Below are 26,358 nucleotides of genomic sequence, written 5' to 3'. Positions count from 1 at the left end.
CAAAGCCTACTCCAACAAGTTTTTCAAACATCTTCTCAGCCCTCGCATCAAGGAATACGGTTTACTAACGGTTTGCAATCCTCGCGGAATTTTCTTGACAGCGTTTCTGAATCCCCCTAAAAAGGACAGCGAATCAAGTAATCCACGTCCGATACGCCTTCGCTTCCTGCGGAGCACGCCAATGCTTGCCATTGTAAGTATTCTCTCCCGATGTTGCCCATTCCGACCTTCGGACCCGGTACGTATTGGTCACCGGTTGATGTATTCTTCGAGACGGTACCAGCGGTTGGATCTTCATCTATCCTCATGCGTGGGATGCACGCTGGAGCACCGAATGGGCCAATGGTTTAGAATCAACATATTGTTGTGCGCCAAGACGGATCCTTGAAGCAACGGTCAACTCTGATCCACGTCGCCGTATCAGGTTTTTGTCGAACGTTTACTTAGAACTGGCGAGTCTTATTACTTAGAAGAGTGTGTTAGGATGTACCGATCCATTGCCTTGGTGCGACCATTCCTGAACAAGATCCTGTCGATCATTTTGTGTTTTACGTTTTGCGGCTTAGGGCTCGGCGAAGACGAATCGGACAAGCGAATTGGAGAGTTCCTCAAGCAATCGGCCGAGATACTTGACGGGCTAAAGTACGAATTCGCGCTTGAGTCGGTCACGGAAAGTCCCGCGTTCGGAATTGGCGGGAGGAGAGTTTTTGGACGTCAGATTTTTTGGAATAGGGGATCGAATGTCCGCCTCGATGCGGTTTCATTGAAGTTGCAAGATGAGTCAATACGCCCATCATCAGTTCGAGAATCAAGTCTCATATTGGATACTGTTGCCTACCGATTTTATCACAGTTCCAGACTACCGATTGAAAAATCGGAGGTGAGGGCGGGCGTCAGGAAACTGCGAAGGGGAACCGAAATGCCCGATCCTTTCACCTTGTCGACGTGTTCTGCTACTGTTTCTTCAACGCCACAAGCAAAACCGATGTTTCTCATTGACTACACGACTGTCAACGAAGGTGAGACAGAAGATGGAAGATTCGCATCTTGGCTTTTGTTCAGCGACAACTTGTCGTGTGCTAGGGTGGTCTTTGCGAAAGAAGTACCTTGGGCCCCTGAGATCGTCGAATTGCGTTTTAATAAAGACCGAGGTTCAGAACAAAGGAAAAGGAAACACACTTTTACGGCTCTTAAGACTTGGCAAGCACAGAAAGACGTGGTCACAAAGTGGGAGGAGTTCGAGCCGGGAAAATATGTGCCTACAAGGATTCGCCAAAGTGTAGACAACATAAATGGAAAGACTGTTGTCGAGATTAGGTTCAAAAACTACACGGGATTGGATAAATCTGATAAATCATTGATCTCAGAGGAAGCTTTCACGGTCAAGAACATCATAGGAGCAATCGATTTCCAGAGTATTTTCGAGTCGTTCGATGTTGGTTTGCATCAATAGCAGAGGCGCATCGTGAACAACTACTCGGTATCCACTCCGCGACCCTCGGCGTCCTCCGCGGTTAGATCACCACCGAATTCAAACAGTAGCAGTACGGTTGATAAGCTCTGGACGGGGGCATCACCAATCTGCCTAAGAAGGGAAAACCGCGGAGATCGCGGAGGGGAGACGAATGGAGATCAGCGCAATGACAGTGCTGATTCACGATGCGGCATCGATTACAACGAGCTCCCCATTTTGGTTCATCGCAATTTTTCCTCATCCGCTCCGAGTCGCAATTCGTCATTGCGGCTTGCGGCATTCACCTTACCTAGAATCGAAACAACAATGATTTCCCACTCATCCGCTTCGAGCGTTGCCATCGCTTGTCTATCCCTCGTCCTCTCAAACTATTCTGTGCATCCAAGTAAAGCTGCTGAGGATGAGAAGTGGAGCGGGAAGGCGATGCGAGAGGTCGCCGAGTTGCCTGCGTACAAGTTGGAGGCTGTGGTTGAGCAAGGGGATGTTCAATTCGAAGTCACGCTCATGGTAAGAGACACGAAGTGGCTCATAAAAAGCAAACAAACCAAGTTCGAGGATACTCCAGATAGCGAGCTTTCCAAAAAGCTTATCGCCCACCACGGTGTAGATCACACTGGAACGCAAATCTATGACGGAATTAATCTAATACACCACTACCCAGTTAAACACTTAGTTACCATCGACAACACTTCTAAACCAGTAGTTAGCGCGAGATACCAAGTATTATTCCCAAGCTCATGGAATTCCTTTGACATAAAAACAAAAAGTGAAAAACTCAAGCTTTCGTATCTTATTGACCTAGAATCTCCACAAAAGACGGTTAGCCCTGCATCGGATCAGTCGCGAGTCCGGATCACAGAGGTTTCGTTGTCGGAGAAGCCAGTCGCATTCAAAACTCGGTACATTGAACTTGAAAGATCGACGGGACTTGTTTCCAAGTCACATATGGGCGGCGGCTCAGGACTCCCTGTTACCAAAGAATACAGCTGGGCCAATCGGGACGGAGTTTGGTACCCTCGAACTGGAAAGGTAACGGGCTACCTTCCTGCACTTTCGTGGACAGTCAACAGTTTCTCCCACGATGCGAAAGATGTCTCGTGCAAATTTTCGCTCGATGATTTGTCGCTTCCTGACGGAACAAAGATTACCGAGGATTCCTTAAACAAGAAAGGGCCAACAAAGGATCGCTATGTGGGGGGCGAGAAGGGGCGGACAGAGCATTTGCTGAAGCGCGAAGAAACCCGAATCATAATAGAAAAGGCTTCTGCAAAATGACATCGTTCTTCACGCGGGTTTGTGCATTCATCGTCGTTATCGCTTTGAGTTTGTACACGAACCCTAAGGCGTTCGCTGATACTCGTGGTTCCGAGTGTCTTTATCTTGCGTTACGTGTTATGAAGCCTGGGGAAACCCCGCGCTCGTTCAAACAGTTCCAACAGCTGCTGGGAAAATCGCCGAAAGGTGGCTACTCCTTGACGGAGCTGGATGCACTAGCGCAAAAGAATGGTCTGTTTACTGCGTTGCTGAATGGCGGTAGTGATCAACTCAAGACATTACCCGCAAACCGTTACGCGATTCTCCATATCGCCCATGATGGCGATCCTGGACATTTTGTTTTGTGCACGAAGCTGACCCAACAAGTGGCTTCTTTGTTCGATCCTTTGGGAGATCTGAAGAATGTATCGAGAGCTCGCCTCGGAAAGCTTTGGACAGGAAAGGGGCTTGTGCTCAGCGATTCACCCATCGACTTGCGTTTAGGTCAGAGCGCGTCGCGGGTCCCTTTGTACATTTCGCTTGTCACGGCGATTATCATTGCTTCTGCCCTGGTATTCTGGAGGTTAAGAAAATGAGGGTCCCCGTTCTTTCCCACCAAAGATCCTTTCGTTCGTATTGCACTTCACACCGCGTCCATGAGGACTTTTTTGCCCAAGCGGTCGCTCTATCAAGCTTTGGCATTGTAATGGGGTGCGTGGTACCGACGAGGATGAATGGTTTTAACAGAGACATCATGGATGGCATTCACATGGAGGAAACCAATGGATTCACGGAGTAGACATTCGAGAAGCGGTTTGTCGATGCTGGAGTTATTGGTCTGCATTGCCCTCCTCTGTTTGCTAGGCGGTCTGGTGTTGATGGGTATTACCGCGGCGCGTGAATCATCACGCAGACTTCAATGCCAGAATACCATGCGACAAAATATGCTGTCGCTTGTCGATATCATTCATCGCAACTCAGGCAAGATCCCGAGATGGTCCTGTGTGGAGATCAATCCCGCTTGGCCTGGGCAAGAAAAAATGAGTGCTGGTCCATTGGCGCTGATTGCAATCGAGCAGGGGATACCCCTTTGGTCACGAGGACAAAGAGTTTGGGTCGATCCCAAGACGGCTGAACGTGAGTCGTACCCACCGCCAATTCTTCGCTGCCCTTCCAACGAAAGTCGTCGCCAAAGTACACGCCTAAATTTTGGTGTTGATACAAGTTTCGACTTCAAAAAGCCCAAGGATGTCATAAATATCATTTTCAGGAGAAATGACCACCCCGATTTACTTCTATCCGGTGTGAGTGACGGCCTGAGCTACACCGCAGCGATTTCGGAGCGAATCCCAACTGAGGAGCAGTTATCGAGGTCAAGTTCACTGGCGCTCACGGACGCGGCGGACACTTTTCCGGAAATGACGACCTACTGCGAGGAATCGTTCGACGGAGGATTTGTCTATTGGAATGTTTGGCCCACATGGTGGTATGTATCCATATACGAAACTGCATACAATCATAGCCGTTCACCCAATTCCAAGGACGTTGACTGTGTCTCGACTCGCGTCAACAGCGATTCTGTGCTTCAAAGTGCTTCCATTTCAGCAAGAAGCGGGCATCGCGGCGGCGTCAACGTGGGGATGCTCGATGCCTCGATCCATTTTGTCTCCGATAGCATTGACATGACCACCTGGCGCTCCCTTGCGACACACGACTCCGGAGACATCGTTGGTGATTTTTGATGCATCGTCATCTTCACTATACACGGATCGATCGGTCTTTATACTGGTTCAAGCAAAGCGTGCGATAGCCCCCGCCACGATACGATTATGACGATTTTGATAACTCGATCAATTTCTGAATTTTGCCAAGGGCCAGAATTGCATTTTCGATGCCGATTTCCAACTCAATCCTTTGCGAGCTTGGCGCCTTGGCGCGCCACTCTCTTCGGATCCAGGTCAGTGGAGAATTTCTCGCAACGGCGCCACGGCGCGAAGAAAGGAAGCGAACGCGAGAGGAGGCGAGTATCCACTCCGCGATCCTCCGCGCCCTCCGCGGTTGATTCACAACGGAATTCAAATAGTAGCAGTGAGATGGATAACCTCTGAAGGGACGGCGTCACCAATCTTCTTAAGAAGAGTTAACCGCGGAGAACGCGGAGGGGCGCGGAGGGAAGAACAAGGGAGATCAGCACAGTCACAGGACATATTAGCAAGGCGGGGATGAGGGTTCATACTGTGCTTGACCCTGGGTGGTCCAACTTTTTAGGGAGCAGACCATCGCCAGCGGGATCAGTCACGAGGAGCATGAGGTTTCAGAGCTTGGAGAAATACAGATCATGCCGGAGGTCTGTAGATAGACACTTCAAGGTGCAAGAATAGCACAGGGATGTCCGTCGATGAGCCTCCTCAACCGATCGAGTGCTTGCACTTTGTGAAGCCATGAGCTGGTATATTGGTCATCGCAAATGGCCTAATTTTCGCCCGCAGACTACTCCGTTGGGAGCCGATACTCGTGCCGAGCGAACCCGATCGCCAACCATTAGGAATGCAACGTTGAACTACCGTAGTACACAGGAAGAATCTCGAAATCGTTATCTCGCGACATACGACGACACGGAGGCAGCCAAGTACGATTCGTGGATCGCGAGCATGACGGACGCGGATCACGATGCTTGCGTCGCTGACTTGAAAGGCTGCGTCGCTTTTTCGCAAAACATGAAGGCGCTCGACGCAGGAAGTGGAACGGGCGGACTTTGTCTTGCATTGGTTCGGATTGCTGGACTGCGCATCACGGCACTGGAGCCCTGCGTTCCGATGGCACGATTGCTCAAGTCGAAACTTGAATTGCGCGATGTTACCACCGTTCAGGGGTTCTGTGATCATGAGGATGACAAGTCGCATTTCGACGCAGAGTCGTTCGATTTGATAGTTTCGCGTCTGCTGGCGAATTGCCTCTTCGATCCATTGGCTGCTTTCCGCAACTGGCAGTGGTGGCTTCGACCTGGCGGGAAAGTTGTCGTGATGGATGGCCTTTTCGATCGGGATGCTTGGACTGGCAGATGGGATGGAATGGTCGATACGCTCCCTCTATCGGCTTGCAGAACCCTAGCTACGGTCCCCTATCTGCTTGAACAGAGTGGCTTTCAAATTGACCACGTCGGATTTATGGAGTCCACGAATGCACTGCCATCCACGCGAACGAAACGCTACATGGTCGTAGCGACGAAACCGCTTGATGGAATACGGTGAGAATGCCCGTTTCCCATCGCGAACAACGTAATGCAGTTCATGTAGTAACCCAACATGGATCAACAGGATAGACAGGATAACACCCATGTTTTCTGAAGATCCTGCACATCATGTCCATCCATGTTCCTGACCGTTCCTCCAATCAGCCGATTCTCGGGCGTGACCGGCTCATCATCGGAATGGTCGCTTTGACCGAGGTATGCTGCTACAAGATGTTGCGATAGCATTTATGGGGTCGTCTAAATATTTTCGCCTCTCGCATCCAGGTGGATAACAAGGGCAAAACTTGGTTGCTGCGAAAAGGAAAAAGGCGACTGAAAACGGAGGCTTATGCCACGACTCTTGTAATAACCCAACATGGATCAACAGGATGAACAGGATAAGACCTTTGTTTTCTGAAAATCCTGTGTATCCTGTCCATCCATGTTCCTGACCGTTCCTCCAATCAGCCGATTCTCACTCGGGCGTGACCGGCTCATCATCGGAATGGTCGCTTTGACCGAGGTATGCTGCTACAAGATGTTGCGCTAGCATTTTTGGGGTCGTCTAAATATTTTCGCCTCTCGCATCCAGGTGGAGAATAAGGGCAAAACTTGGTTGCTGCGAAAAGGAAAAAGGCGACTGAAAACGGAGGCTTATGCCACGACTCTTGTAATAACCCAACATGGATCAACAGGATGGACAGGATAACACCCATGTTTTCTGAAGATCCTGCACATCATGTCCATCCATGTTCCTGACCATTCCTCCAATCAGCCGATTCTCTCTTTATGGTAGTGATACCTCCGAGATGGTCCTTTATTATCCTCCGACGGGTTACTCTGCCATCTCAGGGATTCTGGCGATCCTGAGTTTTATCTTGGCGTTGCGAGGGCTTGGCGTTAGGAAGGGCCCTCGAAAGAGAAACATCGCCTGAACCGACCAAATCGGACATCACTGCATTGCCAAGCCATTATCGATCCTCCATCACCCATCGGGACCAAAAGAAACGGCTTGCCGACAATCCCGTGTCGATTGAGGCTACAATTCACGTTTTACGGTGCGGACATTCGATCGACGGTCAGGGTTGGTCGTGGATGTTGATCGCGAAAGGGCTTGATAGACGATGCAGTTACCATGGAAGAGCTTGGGCCGCAATTGCTGGATGGCAGTCGCGTGGTTTACGATCCTCTCTCAGATGGGTAGGGCTCAGGACGACGCGGATGTGATTGTTTACGGTGCGACGCCGGGTGGTGTTTGTGCAGCGATTGCCGCCGCACGCGAAGGGGCAACCGTCATCCTGCTTGAACCAACGGACCATGTGGGTGCCATGAGTACCGGAGGCTTGAGCCATTGCGATTCGAACCAAATGGTTCGCAGTACATTGATGGGGCTATTTCACGAATGGCACACTCGCATTGTGAAGGATTACACCGATCGGGGACATCCAGTCCCCTACAACCCTGAACTAAAGGATCAGTCGCTCTGGACTTTCGAACCGCATGTCGCCAAGCGAGTCACCTTGCAGATGCTCGACGAAGCAGGCGTCAAGGTAAAGACGAAGCGCTATTTGAAGAGGGTTACGAAAGTTGGATCGCAAATCACAGCCGTTGAAACAAAAGATGGGACTTTCACGGCCAAAGTGTTTGTCGATGGTACCTACGAAGGGGACTTGATGGCTGCCGCCGGCGTTGACTGGACGATCGGTCGCGAGGGCCGCGACGAATACGGTGAGTCCTTCGCTGGCAAGCAATATCCGAAGAAGAAAATGGAGATCGATGGATTCGACACGGAAGGGAATCTATTGCCCTTGATCACCGCTAAGAATTCAACCGACGAATCCTTGGGGGACCGTCATGTGATGACTTACAGTTTCCGATTGTGCCTTACTAAAAACCCAAACAACTTTGTTCCCATCCCCAAACCGGCGCATTACGATCCGGCTCGATTCGAAATTGTGCGCCGCGCCCTCCAGGCGGGCGAGAAGCGTGTAGGTTTTGATTTGTATGCGTTACCGGGCGAAAAGCTCGACGGCAATAACTCGATCGGAGGGCAGTTTTCGATCGGATTGATCGGCGGCGGGGACGATTGGCATACGGCGGATGAAGCCGGCCGAAAGAAGATCTGGGAAGAACACAAACAGTACACGTTGGAGTTCATCCACTTTCTAACCGAGGATCCTGCGGTCCCCGCGTCGATCCGAAACCGATTCGTAGGGCTCGGCCTGTGCAAAGATGAGTTCGCGGAATATGGTCACTTTTCGCCGGCTCTTTATGTTCGAGAATCGCGTCGTATGAAGGGAGTGTATGTTATCAGCCAAAAAGACATACTTGATTCTCCCGAGAAGGAAGATCCCATCGCGGTTTCTTCGTTCCCCATCGACTCCCACGACTGCCAGCGTATCGCGCTCGATGGGGGAGGTGTCCTCAACGAGGGTACGATCTTTCCTGTAAGAAGGGTTCCTGGGCAAGGATACGCCTACCACGTTCCTTATCGCTCCATATTGCCGAAACCGGATCAGTGCAGCAATCTGCTGGTTCCGGTCGCATTGTCTTGCACGCACGTGGGAATTTCTTCTTTGCGGATCGAAGGCGCTTGGATGGTGATCGGACAAGGAGCTGGGGTGGCAGCTGCGTTGGCGGCCAAGCAGGGGTCGACTGTGCAGAGAGTGGAATACGCGAAGCTCCGCAAGCGATTGCTGGGACAAAATCAAGTCCTTTCCTTGCCTAAAGACTCTGATTCAGCACCCAAAGGAGAGTCCATCGGTGCAAGCGATCTTTTGGGAATCGTGCTCGATGATTCGCAGGCGACACTTACGGGCGATTGGTCACACTCAACGAATTTCAAACCCTATGTGCACAAGGGATACATTTTCAGTGGCAGCGCGGACTCTCCAGCAAACGATGCGAACCCCGCCACAGCAATTTTCCGATTACGAGTTCCGAGAACGGGTGATTACCAATTGCTAATGGCGTACTCGCCTCACCCTACTCGCGCTCGCAACGTTCCAGTAACCATCGAAAGCGGTACCCATCGAGTCGAATTCCAAGTTGATCAAACACGTCGGCTACCAGCGGGCCAGTTGGTGGCTCCCTTGGGTACCGTGCATTTAAAGAGCGATGCGGAAACGACGATTTCGATCCGTTGCACGGGTACTACCGGATTTGTCATCCTCGACGCATTGCAGTTGATTCCGGTCAACTAAATCATGCGTGCATACAGGGTGTAGAACCGGCTCAATGCAGATTGGAACTGACTCTGTGAAGGTCGCACTTTCTCTCCCACCTTAATCCTTGGCGCCTTTGCGCCGTAGCGCGCAACTTCCTACCAGTTCAGAACCAGGAAGTTTCTCGCAACGGCGCAACGCTCGCAAAGAGGGAAGCAGTGGATGAAGAGAGAGGGGAGGATGGAGGATGACGGCCTCCGATCAATGATCCGATGTTAGACCCAAACGGACTTTGATCCATTCGATTCCCTCGTTCTCTCCCACCCTAATCCTTGGCGCCTTTGCGCCGTAGCGCGCAACTTCCTACCAGTTCAGAACCAGGAAGTTTCTCGCAACGGCGCAACGCTCGCAAAAAGGGGAAGTAGTGGATGAAGAGAGAGGGGAGGATGGAGAATGACGGCCTCCGATCAATGATCCGATGTTAGACCCAAACGGACTTTGATCCATTCGATTCCCTCGTTCTCTCCCACCTTAATCCTTGGCGCCTTTGCGCCGTTGCGCGCAACTTCCTACCAGTTCAGGACCAGGAAGTTTCTCGCAACGGCGCAAAGTTCGCAAAGGGAAGGGATTTGCCTTCAAGTGTTACGTTGCACGGCGAAATGGGAAAGCTATGCTAGGACCTAGGATGTAAGCGGAACCGATCAATCCAGACATTGGGCGGTGTTGGATGTCGGGGGTCCATGTTCTCTTGGTTCGATGCACTAGAAGATGCCAAAAGGGGTTCAGCCATGTTAGAAAATCCTTACGACTCGCCTGCCAAGTCTTCCGCTCCAATCGACGAGAATCCACAGACTCTGCCCCCCGATCAAGTGATTTACAATGTGGTGGTCGATACGGTGACCGGGGTCAACACGCGATGGAGCGACAATGTTTTCCAAGCGATCTTTGTTTTCGCAACCGTTGCGATCGCCGCGTTGATTGGAGCGATATTGGCTGCCTTCAATCCGCGATGGAATTTGCCCTGGTTCGGGGGTGCTTTGTTTGGATCGGTAATAGGACTGATTCTTGGTATTCTGACTAGTGGAGCATTTCTCATGGTGTATCGAGCCAGCCGACACATGAAGGGTAAGCATGACTGATACCTGGTCATTGTTCTCACACGCCCGCTTGTTCAGCGAGTTACAAACCCTACTCCTTGGAGGAGTCATGTATTGGGGGATCGGAAGGTGCATTCACCTGTTCGTTTCCAGGCACCATGAGGAACGCAGGATTCACGGGCGATGGATTCCGGAATGGGTTGGTGGCATGACGATCCTTTTCGGCGTTGTCTTTCTCTGGTGGTCAGGGCCGGTTAGGGTTCCGTATCCGCCATCCTTAGCCGGTTTTCACTTGGGGCTTCTGGCTGGATTCGTGATTGGGTGGGTACATGGCAACTTCGCATTGTTTCGATTTTGAAATCCGAAGAAGATGAACGAGGTGGCCGTTCAGAGAACGAATGTCGAGGACCAGAATCCTTATCGGCCTCCTTCGATCGTAACCATTTTCGATCGCGATCAAGGAGAGTAGGATAGATCGGATTGACGGTGAACTCTTGATGGATAAATCGCTCGTGCCTACGAAACAAACTGGGACATCGCTACCTCACCTTTCTATAACTCCCCCAGTGAACGGTGAGGGATTCTCTCGATTTCGCGAGCCCCGATTCCCAGTCATTCGTTTTGCCATTGTCGCGTTGTGGTTATGGACTTCGGTAAGTCAGATGGGACGGATCCATTTGGTCTATTCTTACAGCACGATTGCGACCCTTCCTCCGCTTCTCGAACCGTTTGGCGCACCGGTCCTTGGTTTGGTCGGAAGCGTTCTCTTGGCGGTTGGCTACTACCTCTTGGCGGATCGAGTGGGGAGAGGTGCGAGAGAGAGTCAACAATCCTTTATTCGGTCGGATGGCATTCTATTGCTTGCCAGCGCCCCGTCGATTTTGTCGTTGTTACGAAGTGTTGCACCGGAGAGTTTTCCAGCGACGATCTCGGAGCCGATCTGGTTTAGTGGATGGACTGGATTAGCTTGGTGCGCTGTAATTCCTTCCGATGGCCCGATGTGGAATCATCGCAATTGGACATTCGCAGCATTCGGATTGTTGTTGGTGCTTTGCTTGTGGTGGATTTGGCAATCGGAGTCGGCGTATCAATCCTTTCTGTTGGGGTTCAACGATGGGGGGCACTTTGCGCAGCGGGTGGCCAATACGGCCGAGGGGCGAGGGTTTCTGTTAGAGTCCCCCGTACTGCCGCCATTTTGGGACCATTTCAATCCAGGGTTGTTGCTCTTCGTTCCCGTTTGGTGGATCGTTCCCGATATTCGCATTTTCTTCGTTGCACAGCCTTTGGCTTTCGTCATTTCTGGATGGATGGTTTTCTGTATTGCGAGGGGGATGGGGGCAACGCGAGGAGTCGGAGCCATTTGGTGTGCCGCTTGGGTGTTGCATCCGAGTGTTGGTCAAATGAATTTGGCTTACACCTATAGTTGGCATCCGATCGTGTTCGCGGTTCCCTTTTTGTTGGGTTCGCTAACCTTCCTACTTCGGCCAACTGCGACGTCTTGCTATTCAAAAATTGGTGCGATCCTGTGCGCGATCATTGCGAGTTCGTTTGAGGAGGGAGTGATCGTGGTCATCGGATGTTTTGCTGCGGCGATGGGTTTGCTATCGCTATGGAAGCGAAACTCGTTGCGGGATGGACCGGGAGTTTCTGGGAAGTTACGAGCATGGCAATGGGGATGCGCTTGGTTTGTTGCCGTCGTCAGTTTCTTAGGTGTGTATCGGTGGAGTGGACTTGCTCCGTTCCAATCAGCTCGTTTCGCACGATTAGGTGGAACGACGATGGAGATACTGCTTTCCCCGTTGTGGAAGCCCATGGAGTTTTTTGGTTTGTTGTGCCGTCCTCGCAATTTGCCATTTCTGGCGATTTGGTTTTTGCCGGGCTTGATTGGGAGGGGCTTGCTCGGGAAGGGATGGCGAGCTCCGTGGGAATGGTTGGCAATGGTCCCACCGTTACTTGTGCTACTGGTGTGGGAGCATCAGCCAGCGCAGTCCATCGCATTTCAGTACACGGCATGTTTGCTACCTCTCCTTTATCTGGGAGCGCTGACAGGTGCCTCCTCCGTTAGATCCCCCGAACAAATGACTGGGTGGGCAACAGGTGTGGCCATTACGGCATTGGTCCTATCCTTTTATTTTGGCCAGTTGCCCTGGAGTCAGCAGACACTTTTGGATGTACAAGCGAGGACTTATGGGGAGGAGGACGCAAGCTTGAGGCAGCGAGGAGGAGAGGATTCCAAGTGGGCGCTGGATCAGATTGGGACTTTGAGAGCGTCCGGGGAGGTTCGGGTGTTAGCGACAGGGAGGGTCGCCATGCATTTTGTAGGATGTCGGGATGTCGAGACCGTGGGGCAGTTTTGGCAACGACGAAGGGACTTAGCGCGACATTTTTCAGAGTTAAAGGATCCGTTGTTAGCGTATGACCTGGTCTTTCTGGACAGGAATGAAGAGTTTCAGCAGACGCGAGAAGAGACGGATCGATTGCGAGCAGAAATAAAGAAATGGGGGTTTCTGCTGATTGATTCCCAGCATGGCTTTGAGATCTACCGACAGGCTCCCGCTCCCTAATGCAGTCCCGGTGGCAGCGATCGATAATTGCAGTTTGGAGGGGGGCGGATTCATTTGGAGACCTATTGATTTCGAACTATAGTAGAGGGTCCTCTCTTGGTACCGCCCCCTTGCTCGAGATTATCGTTCGTACAGTCAATGAATTCTTCACACACGGACAGAACCGGCTTCACGCTTGTGGAGCTGCTGGTGGTCATCGCAATCATCGGATTGTTGGTCGGATTGCTTCTGCCTGCGGTACAAGCAGCCAGGGAGGCAGCCCGGGGGATGCAGTGCAAGAACAATTTGCATCAGATCGCGTTGGGGGTCGAAATGTTTCACGACACCCGCAAATCGTATCCTCCGGCCCGATATCAGCCCCGGCCCGGCGATTCGCCTGCATTTAGCTGCGGTGGCAAGGAAACAACTTGGTTGGTTCGCATTATGCCTTATATCGAGGCGGGCAATTTGGAGCGGGAGTGGGATTATGCGATTCCGTATGCCGATCATCCAGAAAAAACGCGTGTGACGACTTTGCCGACTTATTGTTGTCCATCGCGGAGAGGGGCAGGAGACGCGGTTGGGGCGGGGCTCATTGTCGGGGGTGGAACGCAGTGGATACGCATTCCGTGCGGTTGTTGGATACCGATAGGAAGTACCGACACCAGTTTGTCTGGAGCGGTAGGAGATTATGGAGGCAATCACGGGGATCTTTCTCCGGGCAATAGCGGGTTGCCGACAGATTTTCTTTATGGAGGGAATGGAACGGGGGTAATCATCTCAGCGCGAGCTCGTTGTTTTGATGGGATGCCGAGGACGTTTGAGGATCGGGTCACGCAGGCCATGGTCACAGACGGATTGAGCAACACGATCTTGGCGGGGGAAATGCATGTCCCGATCGGCAGAGTGAAGCAAGCCCCATTCGATGCGTTCATATTTAATGGAGATCATGTTTTCAATACCGGTCGTCTTGGCGGACCGACCATGCCGATCGCCAGAAACTTGAGGGGTGAGACAGACGACTTGGTACGTTGGGGGAGCTGGCACACCGGCGTTTGCAACTTCGCCTTTGCCGACGGAAGTGTCCGCTCTGTGAGCAGCAGTATCGACACCGACACTCTCGGCATGCTTTCGAATCGCAAAGATGGTCAGGCGCATCAATATGACGAATGAGCCTTCAGTTACTTTCCCTGGCAAGTGGTGTTTCATCGCGATGATCGCCGCATCCAGCGGTTTTGTGGCGGGTTGCAATCGCGGTCCCGCCATCGCAAAGGCAAGCGGCATGGTGGTTTTCGAAGATGGCACTCCGGTCAAAGTGGGTACGATTGAGACCAAGCACGCAGAGTTAGAGGGAGTGCAAGCACGCGGATCCATTCGAGAGGATGGGACATTCGTGCTGGGAACGGTTGAGGAGGCAGACGGAGCTGCAGTGGGAGAGCATCGTTGTGTGGTCGTGCAATTCGTGATGACCGAAGACGTTCCAGGGTTCAAACCGAGTACAGAAGGAGTCGTCAACCCGGCGCATGCCAGCTATGCTACGTCAGGCCTGACCATTCAGGTCCCCGAAGAGGGGACGTCGACGTTGAAGTTGGTTGTTCGCGGAGTCAGGTCGGGTCGCGGCTCCCAGCGAGGGCATGGAGAGCACCAGGAGTTACCGGAAGGCGCAACTCCCGCGACACCTTGACGGTTCCATTTCCACCCAAATCGGCTTGGAGGCAGAATGAAGCGAGGCCCATTGAATCGAGCTTTGGGGAGGCTGGAACGCCTGGATTTGGAATGGGACAGCGAAGCGGAAATTCCAGGTGACGTATCGGCGATGCTAGCCGAGGCCGATTCGATGTTGCAGCGTTACTGGGATCAATGGCGCCAGAAGCCGATCGAGCAGTACGTCGCATGTGATTTCCGGGACGTTTGGCGAGCGTTGTCCGCGGTAACCGAGCGGCGATTGGCGGCTGGCAACACATTCGTCGAATGGGGATGTGGATTTGGAGTGGTGACAGGTCTCGCGTCCTATCTTGGGTGGGAATCGGTCGGAATCGAGGCAGAGCCCTTTTTGGTGCAGCAGGCAGAAGCCTTTCTTCGTAAAACCGACATGACAGCTCAGATCGTTTGTGGAAATTTTCTGCCTCGCGGTGCGGAGCGATTGGCGGGTCATGACGCGAACCATGCATCGTTATTTCATCAAGTTCCTACGGCTTACGACGACCTCGACTTACAATGCGATGACTTTTCATTAGTATTTGCATATCCTTGGCCGGGAGAGCACCGATATCTGCAAGAGGTTTTCCGAACCTACGCGGGGGATCAAGCATTATTGCTGATGTTTCTTGGCCCTTACGAGATCGAATTGTTTCGGAAGCACCAATCCTGACCTGCAATGAAGCTTAAAAGCCAACCGGATGATTTCCATGTAGAAGAGATAACCAATGTCCGTCCTTCTCGAGGTGCATTCGCGTTTTACCGCCTACAAAAGCGAGGAATCGGAACCCCCGAAGCAGTCAGCGCCATTCTGCGGGACTGGAATCTTCCTCGCCACAGTTTGAGTTACGGAGGACTCAAGGATCGGCATGCGGTAACGTCCCAGTATTTGACGATTCACAAGGGGCCGAGTTTGAATCACGAGGATCGCTCCTACCGTCTCGACTATCTAGGCCAGATCCCTCACCCCTACCATGCGAGAGATATCCAGGCCAATCGATTCGAAATATGCCTTCGCAATTTGACACAGGAGGAGCACGGGGTCATCGATCGACGCTGCGAATCGGTCGGTCAATTTGGAGTCGTGAATTACTTTGACGATCAGCGTTTCGGCTCGATCGGTTTTTCCGGAGACCTCATCGGTGCATCGTGGTGCAAAGGGGATTACGAGCGGACTCTCTTTCTCGCGATGGCTGAGGAGAATCCGTACGATCGGGGGAGAGAGCGCGAGCAGAAAGAGTTGATGCGTACGCATTGGGGTGAATGGATCCATCTCAAACAGGTGCTGGATCGATCGCATCGTCGGAGTGTGGTGACCTATCTTTGCGATCACCCAACCGACTTCAAACGAGCCGTCGCGTTGATTCGCCAAGACATGCGAAGTATTTACTTGGCAGCATTTCAGAGTTGGGTATGGAATCGATGGCTTTCCGCATTGATCGACGCGGCACTGCCAGAGAATTCCCGAATCGCAATTCCCTCCAAGTGCGGAGCGTTATCGATTCCCCATGTGGCATCTCCGAGCGCTTCGACCCCGAATTCGGTTCGAGAACTGCAGCGATTAGAGCTACCGTTGCCATCGGCAAGGCAAAAGGATTGGGACCCAGCGACGCTACCCACTTTGGAGGGCATCCTTTCCACGCTTGGTATGGAAATTCGCGAAATGCGACTGAAATATCCACGGGATACCTTTTTTTCCAAGGGAGTCCGGCAGGCTTGGTTAAAGCCGCTTGGTTTTCAAACCAAGTGGGAAAACGACGAGCTCAACAATCGGAGGCTCGCACTGAGGCTCTCCTTTGAGCTTCCCAAGGGTTGCTATGCGACTATGGTGGTGAGAGCGATCGCGACCGATCAAATGTCTCATTCCGACTGGGATGAATCCGAAGAGAGCGCCGAGCAAGTGAATGAAGAGACAGACTCTTCGGGTAACGACTGATCTGCAACGCGACCTGCGTTCCCGAATTCAACCTGTAAAAACACCTAACCAACCGACATGAACCAACCAACAGCTTCTTTGCCCGTCTCGGAGCAGCTCGAAAAGAGAACGACTTTGATCGTCAACATCCTGTCGGTTGCGATCCCCTTAGTGGTCGCTTTGCTGTTGGGGATCCGAACCAAAGTCGACTTGGGGACTTGGACGAAGGCGCTGCCACATTGCATCGGTGCCATCAACACGTTGACATCGATTTGCCTGGTTGGGGGAATTGTGGGTCAGCGAATGGGGAAGATAGGGATCCATCGGATCATGATGACCTCTGCTTTTTCCCTCGGAGCAGTCTTCTTAGTTTGCTATGTCACCTATCACTTGTCGAATGAGTCGACGCGGTATGGTGGCGAAGGGATATGGAGGGCTGTTTATTACACGGTCCTCATCTCACACATTCTGTTATCGCTCGTTGTCTTACCCTTAGTTTTGCGCGCGTTCTTGTTCGCGATCACCCATCAGATTGCGAGGCACCGAAAGATTGCGAAATGGGCGTTTCCGATTTGGCTTTATGTCTCGGTGACCGGGGTGTTAGCCTATCTCATGATCTCACCTTACTACACCAAATAGTCGGTGATAGCAGGAGTGGTATCGAGAACGACACTCGTTGCAATCCGGTACAAACTGGTAGGATTAGTGGCCGCTTTTTGCAGCGGGCTTTTTGGAGGAGCTAGCCCCGTGCCCAGAGCTGCCGTGCCCAGAGCTGCCGTGTGCGGAGGCGCCATGGTTGGATGCTTTCGCCGCCCCGTGCCCCGATGACTTCGAAACGCCATGGCCAGACGATTTAGCAGCTCCATGGCTGGATGACTTCGCAGCACCGTGACTCGAAGACTTGGACGCCCCGTGGGTGCTGGACTTGAGGGGTGCGTGGCCGGATGTTTTATGAGCGGATGATTGGGAAGATTCATGCGAGTTCTCATCTCCATGATCGGAGCTTTCCCCATGTCCTTCGTCTTCTCCATCTCCGTGCGAATCGTCATGTTCCTCGGACTCCGAATCCCCGTTTTGGGCGCGGAGGGTAGCGACGAGTTGCCGAGGAGTATGCGGAGCCCCGCGCGAGACAAACTCCAGATTTGCAGCTCCTTTGGGTTCATGCAATTCGGTGATTACCAAGTCGTCGATGGAAGAATTTCCAATCGTCTGCACCATGACATCGAGAAGCTGCGATTTCAGGTCGGCCAAATAGGGATCTGTCAAGACGCGGCTGTCAATCTGTCTCAAGTGCTCTTCGAGCGACTGGCGAATTTGAGCTTGGTTCAGTTCGATCAATTGCCGGCTCTTCATACGGTGGTTGATCGGTACAATAGCGTAAAGACGCATCGAGATGGCGGCCTGTCTGCCCGTTTGAAAGGCAAGATAGTTTCCGAGGTCGACTTCGCAGGAAGCATCGATTTTAGCCATGGAGGCTTGGTAGCGAATCAGACCTACGATGCTTGCGTGCAAGCCGATCATGACCAGCACGAGCATGGCAATCCAGTAGCGGCGAAGGGTTTCCAACATATTGGACTCAAGCGTTAGGTGATTGATTGGTGGTCAGGCGTGTAGATCAGACTGCAAAAACGATTCAGATAACCGTAGGTCACAACTTTTGCCGTGCCGAATCGGACTTCGAGAAAAGAGAGAGAAAACGTGGCGGAAATACTATTCGAAAGCCCCTGGCTGGTTCTTGGGTTCGGCGTGTTGCTCACGATCATCAGCGGTTACGCCTGGATTCAAACCGGAAACAATTGGGCCAGAAACATTTCAGCATGCCTCGCACTGTTGACCCTCCTCCTCGTTTGGATGAGCTACGCCGTTCAAACCGATCGAGAGCGAGTGATCGCGATGTTGCAAGACACGGCAGCCCAGTTGCAGGGAAACGAGATAGCCAAGATACAGGCGCGCATTCATCCCAACGCGACGGATACCGTTCGAGGCGCTTCGAATCGACTTGAAGCTGTCCACTTTTCAGTGGCTCGCATTTCCAAGATTCACAATGTCGAGATCAGGCGTGGGGCCACACTGACAGCCCAAGTAAGAATGAATGTTTTCGTCGAGGTCGAATCACAGGGGTTTGAGGCAAAGACACCACGTTGGGTCTTGCTCGACCTAGAGGAGCACGACGGCCAATGGAAGGTGCTCCACTTCGAGCATCGCAATCCACAGTATGAATTCGTGGGAGGGGAGGCCAATGACATCCCCTTTCCTTCTCTGAATGACTAACGCAGTTCGAGGTTTTCGTCGTCAACCATGCCTTCATCGATACCGAGCGCCGTCTGCAGACGGTCAAATTCTCGAATCATGGAGTCGGTGCTGCTATGCACATGCTCTGCTTCGGAAATGAATCGAATCGATTCGTCTGGATAGACATCGTGCGCGATCAAAACCTTTTCGAATTGCTCTAGAGGGGCACCGTAGCAGAGCAACATCTTGTGTTCGTCGAACTGGATCTCTTGCTGTCGATGCGGATTTAGCACAGCAATTCCAGTGCAGCCATCGTTGAGCAGCAGGTCTTCGTGGTCATAGAGGATACTTTTGAGAACAGGCATATCGATATGTTCTCGGTACAAGTCATTGTGTTCCCCAGAAGCGCCGTGGTGGCTAGTTTCCAACACCACGTCGACTTCGTCGCCCAAGCAATCGATCAAATCGATAAAAAGATCGAAAAGTCTTTCGCGAGATGCAGCAGCCATTAAAACAGGAACCTGTTGATTCGTCTTTGGATCGACATACGAGTCATGCCGAAAGCCTTGCTTCGGAACGACCTGCAAATCGTAACTAGGACGAACAGCTTCGGTGAGGTCAAAAGCTCCGTATCGAAACACTCCCATGTGTGCCTCGAGTTCATCGCTGCTTAATTGCGCGAAGCTCGAAGTTGGGGTGGAGCGAGGGTTGCTCTCACAAGCAGGATTGGTTTTGCTGGCAGGAAAGCCGGAAGCGTTTCCCATCATGAGTCTCAAGGATACGAGGTTCGAAGTGATTCATCGCGTCCCTCGTCCGGTGAGGAACAACCAAAGTTAGGTCACTTCCTCCAACGCAATGCCCAAATCAATCGAAATCCCGATGATTTTCGCCCCTCACAATCGTTACAATCTGATTAGTTTCAAGCGAAGCTCTCGAATTGGGATGTCATCCACTAAGTCGACAAGGTTGTTTCGCACATAATGTTGGAACATTGTCATCTCAGGAACGATCCTTTCCACGTCTGCACGATTCGATTCGGCGACACCTCGCGGAAGCAACCATCGCATTTATGAAATCGACGAGCCTTTACCTATCCCTACTTTCGCTCGCCGGTCTACTGCCCTTTGCAGGCTGCAGACCTTCCCAATCGGATCAAGCCTTGGATCCCTCTACGGTAGCAAAGGCCGTCCAGCGCCCTGAGCCGTCTCCGCCTTTACCCCAAGATAGAACGACCGCTCCTAGTTCAGACACCCAACAATCCGATGCACCCGAGGAAATCCCTTCCTCCGACTCGACTCGCTTTTCGAACACGACATCCCCAGCGGGAGAAGCCAATCTTCCGCAGGTGCCCCAGAGCGGAAACATTCTGAAAGAAGGGGTTGTCAAAGATCCGGTGGAGGCCATTCGACCGGTGATCGACGACCCGTCCGAGAATTGGATCGATTGGAAAAAGCTTCCACTCGAGATTTGGGAGCTTTCCTTCCTTGGGCAACGTCCCGTGGGGACATCCTCTCGAACCTATCAGAAGTCGCGGGGGTTAGAGGGAGACGTGATCCGTGTCGAAATGAATAGCATTTCTCGGGTTTCGATCGCGGGCAAAATATCGTTGCAGCGATTGCAACTCATTACACAGGAGCTCCCAAACGGACAGATTTTGCGACTCGACGGGAGCTTGCAAGCCGGAGACGTCAATAATCGCTTTTCGGGAATCGTTTCCGATGATCAGTTGCGGATCGACATGAACTCCGGCAGCAGGCCGCTCCGAACCAGCTTGACGTGGCTCGATGACTTTCGAGGTCCTTTCGCAGTCGAACAATCCCTTGTTCGGCGTCCGATGTCGCAAAAGGAGATTCGATTGGTGAAGAACTTTGATCCGATGATCGGACGGTTGGTAGAGGCGGAATTGGAGTACAAGGGATCAGCACGCTCACCGACCATGCTGAAGGGATCGATCGAATTGCAAGAGGTCTCCGTAACACAAAGAGACGGGGATCAGTCGGTAAAGTCCACGCTTTGGACCGACCTATCGGGCGAGCCCATGAAGTCCTTTTTCCCGGACCTCGATATTCGCGTGTTCCGAGTAACAGAAAAAGAGTCGATCGACTTCGCCCGGCAATCGGAGTGGCTGGTCGCTTCGGTACCGATTCTCGATATCGGTTCGAGCGAGAAAGGAACCAGCCCTCTGGAGAAGCAGATGTCTCGAGCGGAGGCGGTCAGTTTCCGGGTCGTGCATAACAAAGAAGATCCATTTGTTTCCCTTTCTCGCAAAACCAATCAATCGATCAAATCGTTGGACGCTCGCTCTGGCCAGGTGACGTTTCACCGGACTCCTGAAGGGGTGCTGCTCGAAGGAATTGAAACCGAAGACGGTCCGTACAAAGAATGGATCGTCGCAACGGATTGGGTTGATTTCAAATCGAACCGATGGCAAGCGTTTCGGAAAACCATCGCAACGCCAGCACTACGCGAGGGGCAAAATGAACGAGCAAAAGTGATTGCAATGCGAGATGCTTTGCGTGGGGCGATCAAGCCATGGAAAGGGGAACAACAGATTCGCACAATTGAAACGCTCCTCACCGATCTTTCCTGCAATTCCATCGAGCACGCATTGTTGTTGGCGCACCTCCTGCGGGATCACGGCATCCCAACACGGCTTGCTCTCGGATACAAGGTCGAAGAGAACGACGAGAAGCTAATCGGAGTGCTCGATTGCTGGCTCGAAGCGCACGATGGGACCCACTGGTTTGCAATCGACGAGTCGGAAGAGGAGGGGGACATTTGGGCAGGCAGGATCAAAGTAAGAGAATCCGACTTTGGGGGGAGTGAGTTGTACGATGAATTGAGATCGGTAGCAGCTTGGGCGCAAGGTGCGAAGATTGAAATGCTCCCCTAGCGTTGTTTCAAGATGACAAACCGCACATACCGTACGTTGTTTTGGTGCGTGATCGTCGCGGCGCTGGCGCTGCGCATCAGCGCTGCCCTGGTTTGGCAATCTGGGGCAAAAGGCGAGGAAAGTCCATTTCGATTCGGAGACAGCCACTCTTACTGGGTTCTCGCCGAACAGATCGCGCACGGAAAACCCTATCAGTACGGCAGCGAGAACGCCCGAATCTTTCGCGCTCCCCTCTATCCACTCTTTTTGTCCATGGCCGTTTGGATCATGGGAGAAGAAGGGGATCAGCCCGATTGGGGTTCGATTCTCGTCGCCCGATCCTTTGGCATACTGGTTGGTTTAGTGGGGCTGGGGATCGTGATGCAGACCGCAAAGGAGCTCTCAGGTAGCGGTGCAGGGATCTGGGCTGGTCTCTTGGCGACCATCTATCCGGGGGCCATTGGCATGAGTGTTTTTCTCCTCAGCGAGGCCATCTTTTGTCCGTTGATGTTACTCGCCATCTACGGGTCCTGGAGATCCCTTCGATCGGAAACGTCCCCATCGCGATACGCGTGGGCTCTGTTCTCCGGTGCTGCAATTGGGCTTGGATGTCTTGCTCGCCCGAGTTGGAGTTTGTGGGGACTCGCGTTGGGAGCCTATGTCGTAGTCAGCGCAGTCTGGCGGGCGTGGAAAGAGCCGTCATGGCCATGGAGAGCGGCATTCGGCAGCCTCGCATTGACAGCCCTAGCAATCGTTTTCACTATGTCCCCATGGTGGATTCGAAACTATCAGATTACTGGGAAATTCGTTCCAACAACTCTCCAGGTTGGAGCAAGCCTTTACGATGGATGGCACGAAGGAGCGACGGGGAGCAGCGACGAAGGCATGGCATTCACGCTCACTTATTTGCTAGCACAAGAGCAAGAAGACAACGTCGCAATCGCACGCGGAGAAACGCTGGAATCGACATTTGAATGGCGAGCGGACCGTCGAATGCGTCAGGCAGCCCTCCAGTGGGCAGGGGACAATCCGCGTGAGGTGCTACGATTGGCATGGGTCAAGCTGTTGAAAACTTGGAGGCCGATACCTGTCGCGGCAGAATTGGGAAGCTCCACCGTGAAGGTGGCGGAGGGTGCGCTCTACGTTGCCATCGCGATCCTCGGGGCGGTGGGGGCGTGGGGGACGCGGCGGCACCTGGGGGCTTGGATCTTTTTGCTACCGTGCCTTTATTTTTCCCTACTTCACATGGTATTTATTGGGTCAGTTCGCTATCGTCAACCGGCCGTTCTGGTTCTTTGTATACTGGCGGGAGCCGGGGCGAGTCTGATCATGACGCATCGTTCGCGACGGAATCGAGAGCAGGAAACTTCTTAGACAGCAAATTCGCCAAGGATGGCACACAAGGCAACGGAATCCAGCGACAGTCCCAAATTGCATGTCTCGCATCGCAGCTGCGATAGCGAACGCCGGTTTCGCAATGCGCTTTGGTGGGTGATGGCGTTGTTAGTCATTTGCTTTCTCGGCTACTTCTATGCGGTGGAACGATTCGACGAGAAGTTGACAGGCGAGATTCTCAAACGGCTGCAAACCGAGTTCCCCAAGCATGTCGTGCAGTTGGACCGGGCGACCCTTCAACCGGGCAAGTCGATTCGTTTGGAAGGCCTTCGAATTCTTCGCCCGACATCGCATGGAACACGTGAAGTCCTCCGGTGCGGTCGTTTGATTTGCATAGGCCCCATCGATTGGGTCTCGCTCGCGCAAGGTCAATTGGCGGTCAACCATGTGATCGCCGACGGAGTCGAGATAGGCATTTGGCCCATTAGTAGCACACTGTGGAGCATCCAGGAACTCAGCAGCTCCAAACCGATTCCCGAGAATATGCCGCTCGTCGAATTGCGATCGGGATTGGTTCGTATTGGTGGCGAGACCGGAAAGGGCGAACGAGAGATCGTTTGCCATGACCTCAAAGCCAAACTCGAACTCCTTCCACGTGTTCTCGATGGCAAGGTGCAGCCGATTGTTCTGGGAGTTGAGGCGAGTGTAGCAAGCAGCTATTTCCAATCCTTGGGAATTCGAGCTCGGGTCAATCAAGCCAAAACAGAATGGGTGAGTGATGGGCGCCTCGAGAAGCTTGAGTTTTCTCCCAGCCTGGCATCGCAGCTTCCAAGCTGTTTGCATCAGGTCGTGCAACCGGTTGACGGACTCACGGTCGAAATGAGCTTGCAATTCGCTGCGAACAAGTCGGCAGCTGGGTTGTCGTACCAGGTACGAGGTGGAGTTACAAATGGACGGTGGCGTCACTCGAGCATCCCATTCCCTCTCGACGAGATTGAGGGAGATTTTTCGTGTGACAACGGGAACTTGCAAGCCCGCAATTGGAAAGCTCGCAGTTCGAACGCAGTCATTCGCGCCGATGCCGACTGGAATGGCTTGACCCAATCCTCGCCCGGGATCGCATTGATCGATGTCGAAGATTTGGACTTGGACCAGCGTTTGTACCAATCCCTCCCAGCCGGCATGCAAGAAATCTGGCGCAGGGTTCGGCCAAGCGGAGTGATCGATGCCCACGCGGAGATTGGATTCGACGGCGGGAGATGGACTCCTGTGGTTCAGGTGCAAGCCAAAAACGGAGCCGTCAATGCCGACTATTTCCCCTATCCCATCTCGGGAATTTATGGGGAGTTCGTTTATCGTGACGATGTGTTGTCCGCTCCGAATTTGGTGGGCGTCGCTGGAGAGCGAAAGGTGTCGGCGGCACTCGAACTGATCAAGGCGCAGCCACGGTGGTTGATGGATTTCAAGGTCGCTGCCGATGGCCCGATTGCGATCGACGAGAATCTGATCCGCGCGCTCACTCCGCGAGGGATCGAGCCAGGGCCGTTTCAGACATTTGTCGATTCTCTGCACCCACAGGGTACGGTCCATCTGAAATATGGACGCTTTCAACGAACGGCCGACAATCCGGATGTGATCTCCAAATCGATCGAGCTGACCTTTTCGGAATGTTCGATCAAATACGATCGGTTCAAATATCCGATCGTCGATGTTCACGGAGAAGCGACGATCGACAACCAACGATTGATCCTACGCGACTTTGTAGGTCGGAACGACGGTGCGAGGATCAAAGCGTTCGGACTATGCCAAGGAAACGAATCAGGCATTGAAGTCTTAGACCTAGAGTTCAATGCATATGATGTGCAGCTCGATGAAGAGTTGCATACTGCGCTGCCAGGCAGCGTAAAGAGCCTTTGGGACCAGCTGCAGCCAACAGGATCGATGGACCATGTCCAAGTCTTGATGCGCAAAGACCTCGGGACCGAGCCCCTGGACATCCGAGTCGAAATGAATGAAGTGCGTGACTCGAGCGAGAGCGTAGGTCGAACCGTTTCCTTCCGACCCACATCGATGCCCTATTCGATTCACGACGTTTCCTGCTGCATCAAGTATCGGCCCGGGCAAGTGGATGTGGTCTCGTTGTCGGGGGTACACGACGCCAGTCGATTGCAAGCCGAGGGACACTGCCGGCTGCACAAAGATGGAACGTGGGACGGCACCGTCTCGTGGCTCCCCTCGACTCGGTTCATCGTCGATCAAAATCTTTTGAAATGCCTACCCGTTTACCTACGTGATCCTCTGATGCGCGTCGATTTCCGCGGACCTGTCAGCATTATGGGTTCGACGCAAATCTCGTCTCCTCGGTCCCAGGAAGAGTCGATCGTTCGAGCTTGGGATCTGAGTCTTCAAGTGGAAGACGGTCGGCTGGGAGGTGGTGGGATCGCCTCTGGTATTCGGGGTGCCATCGCCCTGCATGGCTTGAATACCGACTCAGGACCAATGGCTTTCGGGAAACTCGATCTCGATGCACTCGCCATCAAAGGAGTCGCGGTCACCGGCGTGATCGGACCGTTTGCCTTGACACAAACGGATCTGATGTTCGGTCGGGATGCGATCTCTTGGCAAAAGCAAGTTCAGTTGCCGTCGACGATCGAAACGATCGCAAGCCCTCAACAGGAACAAGTCGCGTCGGCGGTGTTCCTGGAACAAGAAACCCAATCCAATGTGCAACAGGCCTCCTTTCGGAGCCGTGTGCAAAACCGCATCCAAGCCAGGTTGGCATCCTTGTCCGCCCAACCGCTCGATCCGGTTCCTTCAACCCCGCCTGCCCCTCCCGTCCGAGATCTTCCTCCGCTCGATTTGTCCGAATTTGATGTCCGCGCGCGAACGCTCAGCGGCACCATGTTCATCAGTGGTATCGAACCACTGGATGGCAAACGGGCTCGCTATCGACTGCGCCTCGTCGACTCCCATTTGAAGGACTGCTTGCTCGATCTCGGCGAGTCCAACGTTCAAACCAATGGTCGACTATGGGTGCAATGCGATGTTCAAGGCTCCATCACCAATCTTTCTTCGATTGAAGGGACAGGAAATGCGTGGCTAAGGGAAGCGAGCTTTTACGAATTGCCGGCCATGATCAAATTGTTTCAGGTCTTAGCGGTGCGTCCCGAACAAGGGGCATTTGATGCCGCGGACATTCGCTTCTCCATCGATGGCGAACGATTCCCGATCCAAGAATTGCAGTTGGACGGGAATTTGGTTTCAGTCCGGGGAAGCGGATGGGTGAACTTGAGACGCGAACTTCATCTGAATCTCACTGCCAACGCCAGCCGCAGGACACTCGTCGGCGCCATGATGCGACCGCTGGCCCCAAGCGACTCAGCCAACCTGCTTCGTATTGAAGTGACGGGAACGGCATCGGCGCCGAATATCACGCGATCCGGCCCCCTTATGAACTCTTGGTAGCCTCTTCACGTTGATTCGTAATCTATATTTTATGAACTGATTCGAAATGAAATCGTGATCTCCGTGCGGAGACAGCC

Annotated in this window: 19 protein-coding genes; 17 read left to right on the top strand and 2 right to left on the bottom strand. The window is 52.8% G+C overall.

Translation table 11 applies throughout. The features are described from left to right. Positions 1–484 precede the first annotated feature (484 nt). From SH467x_RS19640 to SH467x_RS19580, 13 genes are all read left to right on the top strand, one after another. Entirely contained in the window at positions 485–1,453 is a 969-nt protein-coding gene (locus SH467x_RS19640; protein WP_482368790.1) for a hypothetical protein, read from the top strand. A 396-nt stretch (positions 1,454–1,849) separates the two neighbouring features. Continuing rightward, positions 1,850–2,749: a hypothetical protein gene (locus SH467x_RS19635; RefSeq protein ID WP_482368789.1), complete on the top strand. Its 900-nt coding sequence runs from the start codon at positions 1,850–1,852 to the stop codon at positions 2,747–2,749. Further along, positions 2,746–3,324 carry a cysteine peptidase family C39 domain-containing protein gene (locus tag SH467x_RS19630; protein WP_482368788.1) on the top strand — a complete coding sequence of 193 codons (579 nt, stop codon included), beginning with the start codon at positions 2,746–2,748 and terminating at the stop codon, positions 3,322–3,324. Before SH467x_RS19635 ends, SH467x_RS19630 begins: the two co-directional genes overlap by 4 nt. A gap of 225 nt (positions 3,325–3,549) precedes the next feature. Continuing rightward, positions 3,550–4,470 carry a DUF1559 family PulG-like putative transporter gene (locus SH467x_RS19625; RefSeq protein WP_482368787.1) on the top strand — a complete coding sequence of 307 codons (921 nt, stop codon included), beginning with the start codon at positions 3,550–3,552 and terminating at the stop codon, positions 4,468–4,470. Between the two features lie 813 nt (positions 4,471–5,283). Further along, complete coding sequence (locus SH467x_RS19620; RefSeq protein ID WP_482368786.1) at positions 5,284–5,979, top strand: class I SAM-dependent methyltransferase; 696 nt, start codon at positions 5,284–5,286, stop codon at positions 5,977–5,979. A 1,105-nt stretch (positions 5,980–7,084) separates the two neighbouring features. Further along, complete coding sequence (locus SH467x_RS19615) at positions 7,085–9,163, top strand: FAD-dependent oxidoreductase (protein ID WP_482368785.1); 2,079 nt, start codon at positions 7,085–7,087, stop codon at positions 9,161–9,163. Positions 9,164–9,912: 749 nt separating this feature from the next. Next, entirely contained in the window at positions 9,913–10,263 is a 351-nt protein-coding gene (locus tag SH467x_RS19610) for a hypothetical protein (protein WP_482368784.1), read from the top strand. 470 nt (positions 10,264–10,733) lie between these two features. Beyond that, positions 10,734–12,785, top strand: a complete 2,052-nt coding sequence (locus SH467x_RS19605) for a DUF2079 domain-containing protein (RefSeq protein WP_482368783.1) — start codon at positions 10,734–10,736, stop codon at positions 12,783–12,785. A 138-nt stretch (positions 12,786–12,923) separates the two neighbouring features. Beyond that, a complete protein-coding gene (locus SH467x_RS19600; RefSeq protein ID WP_482368782.1) occupies positions 12,924–13,937 on the top strand; it encodes a DUF1559 family PulG-like putative transporter in 1,014 nt (337 codons plus the stop codon). Further along, positions 13,927–14,448, top strand: coding sequence for a hypothetical protein (locus SH467x_RS19595; RefSeq protein WP_482368781.1), 522 nt, complete (start codon positions 13,927–13,929; stop codon positions 14,446–14,448). Before SH467x_RS19600 ends, SH467x_RS19595 begins: the two co-directional genes overlap by 11 nt. 36 nt (positions 14,449–14,484) lie before the next feature. Beyond that, complete coding sequence (locus tag SH467x_RS19590) at positions 14,485–15,135, top strand: class I SAM-dependent methyltransferase (RefSeq protein WP_482368780.1); 651 nt, start codon at positions 14,485–14,487, stop codon at positions 15,133–15,135. A 6-nt stretch (positions 15,136–15,141) separates the two neighbouring features. Beyond that, positions 15,142–16,398: a tRNA pseudouridine(13) synthase TruD gene (gene truD / locus SH467x_RS19585; protein ID WP_482368779.1), complete on the top strand. Its 1,257-nt coding sequence runs from the start codon at positions 15,142–15,144 to the stop codon at positions 16,396–16,398. A gap of 57 nt (positions 16,399–16,455) precedes the next feature. Beyond that, the gene (locus SH467x_RS19580) at positions 16,456–17,016 is read left to right on the top strand and encodes a DUF420 domain-containing protein (protein WP_482368778.1); all 561 of its coding nucleotides are present in this window, start codon (positions 16,456–16,458) and stop codon (positions 17,014–17,016) included. Between the two features lie 63 nt (positions 17,017–17,079). Here SH467x_RS19580 and SH467x_RS19575 read toward each other — a convergent pair whose 3' ends face one another. Next, a complete protein-coding gene (locus SH467x_RS19575; protein WP_482368777.1) occupies positions 17,080–17,946 on the bottom strand; it encodes a hypothetical protein in 867 nt (288 codons plus the stop codon). A gap of 129 nt (positions 17,947–18,075) precedes the next feature. Here SH467x_RS19575 and SH467x_RS19570 point away from each other — a divergent pair, with 129 nt between their 5' ends. Then, entirely contained in the window at positions 18,076–18,648 is a 573-nt protein-coding gene (locus tag SH467x_RS19570) for a hypothetical protein (RefSeq protein WP_482368776.1), read from the top strand. On the opposite strand, the gene SH467x_RS19565 is transcribed toward SH467x_RS19570, so the two are convergent. Further along, entirely contained in the window at positions 18,645–19,376 is a 732-nt protein-coding gene (locus SH467x_RS19565; RefSeq protein ID WP_482368775.1) for a hypothetical protein, read from the bottom strand. The genes SH467x_RS19570 and SH467x_RS19565 overlap by 4 nt on opposite strands. Before the next feature lie 302 nt (positions 19,377–19,678). Here SH467x_RS19565 and SH467x_RS19560 point away from each other — a divergent pair, with 302 nt between their 5' ends. From SH467x_RS19560 to SH467x_RS19550, 3 genes are read left to right on the top strand one after another with little or no spacing between them, the layout of a single operon-like run. Beyond that, positions 19,679–21,502 (top strand): transglutaminase domain-containing protein, encoded by a 1,824-nt coding sequence (locus SH467x_RS19560; protein WP_482368774.1) that lies wholly within the window; start codon positions 19,679–19,681, stop codon positions 21,500–21,502. Positions 21,503–21,514: 12 nt separating this feature from the next. Further along, positions 21,515–22,855, top strand: a complete 1,341-nt coding sequence (locus SH467x_RS19555) for an ArnT family glycosyltransferase (protein WP_482368773.1) — start codon at positions 21,515–21,517, stop codon at positions 22,853–22,855. 18 nt (positions 22,856–22,873) lie between these two features. Further along, positions 22,874–26,281 (top strand): hypothetical protein, encoded by a 3,408-nt coding sequence (locus SH467x_RS19550; protein ID WP_482368772.1) that lies wholly within the window; start codon positions 22,874–22,876, stop codon positions 26,279–26,281. Positions 26,282–26,358 lie beyond the last annotated feature (77 nt).

Source organism: Brakhagea slesvicensis, assembly GCF_052161625.1.
In the GTDB taxonomy this organism is placed as follows: Bacteria; Planctomycetota; Planctomycetia; order Pirellulales; family Pirellulaceae; genus JBKCUI01.
This window is presented reverse-complemented; position numbering and strand designations above follow the sequence as displayed.

Bases quoted from the DNA above. Each gene is read 5' to 3' on its own strand.
- SH467x_RS19625 (WP_482368787.1), top strand. From the start codon at position 3,550: ATGCTGGAGTTATTGGTCTGCATTGCCCTCCTCTGTTTGCTAGGCGGT.
- SH467x_RS19600 (WP_482368782.1), top strand. From the start codon at position 12,924: ATGAATTCTTCACACACGGACAGAACCGGCTTCACGCTTGTGGAGCTG.
- SH467x_RS19615 (WP_482368785.1), top strand. From the start codon at position 7,085: ATGCAGTTACCATGGAAGAGCTTGGGCCGCAATTGCTGGATGGCAGTC.
- SH467x_RS19640 (WP_482368790.1), top strand. From the start codon at position 485: ATGTACCGATCCATTGCCTTGGTGCGACCATTCCTGAACAAGATCCTG.
- SH467x_RS19555 (WP_482368773.1), top strand. From the start codon at position 21,515: ATGACAAACCGCACATACCGTACGTTGTTTTGGTGCGTGATCGTCGCG.
- SH467x_RS19560 (WP_482368774.1), top strand. From the start codon at position 19,679: ATGAAATCGACGAGCCTTTACCTATCCCTACTTTCGCTCGCCGGTCTA.
- SH467x_RS19575 (WP_482368777.1), bottom strand. From the start codon at position 17,946: ATGTTGGAAACCCTTCGCCGCTACTGGATTGCCATGCTCGTGCTGGTC.
- SH467x_RS19595 (WP_482368781.1), top strand. From the start codon at position 13,927: ATGACGAATGAGCCTTCAGTTACTTTCCCTGGCAAGTGGTGTTTCATC.
- truD (WP_482368779.1), top strand. From the start codon at position 15,142: ATGAAGCTTAAAAGCCAACCGGATGATTTCCATGTAGAAGAGATAACC.
- SH467x_RS19580 (WP_482368778.1), top strand. From the start codon at position 16,456: ATGAACCAACCAACAGCTTCTTTGCCCGTCTCGGAGCAGCTCGAAAAG.
- SH467x_RS19550 (WP_482368772.1), top strand. From the start codon at position 22,874: ATGGCACACAAGGCAACGGAATCCAGCGACAGTCCCAAATTGCATGTC.
- SH467x_RS19610 (WP_482368784.1), top strand. From the start codon at position 9,913: ATGTTAGAAAATCCTTACGACTCGCCTGCCAAGTCTTCCGCTCCAATC.
- SH467x_RS19630 (WP_482368788.1), top strand. From the start codon at position 2,746: ATGACATCGTTCTTCACGCGGGTTTGTGCATTCATCGTCGTTATCGCT.
- SH467x_RS19565 (WP_482368775.1), bottom strand. From the start codon at position 19,376: ATGATGGGAAACGCTTCCGGCTTTCCTGCCAGCAAAACCAATCCTGCT.
- SH467x_RS19590 (WP_482368780.1), top strand. From the start codon at position 14,485: ATGAAGCGAGGCCCATTGAATCGAGCTTTGGGGAGGCTGGAACGCCTG.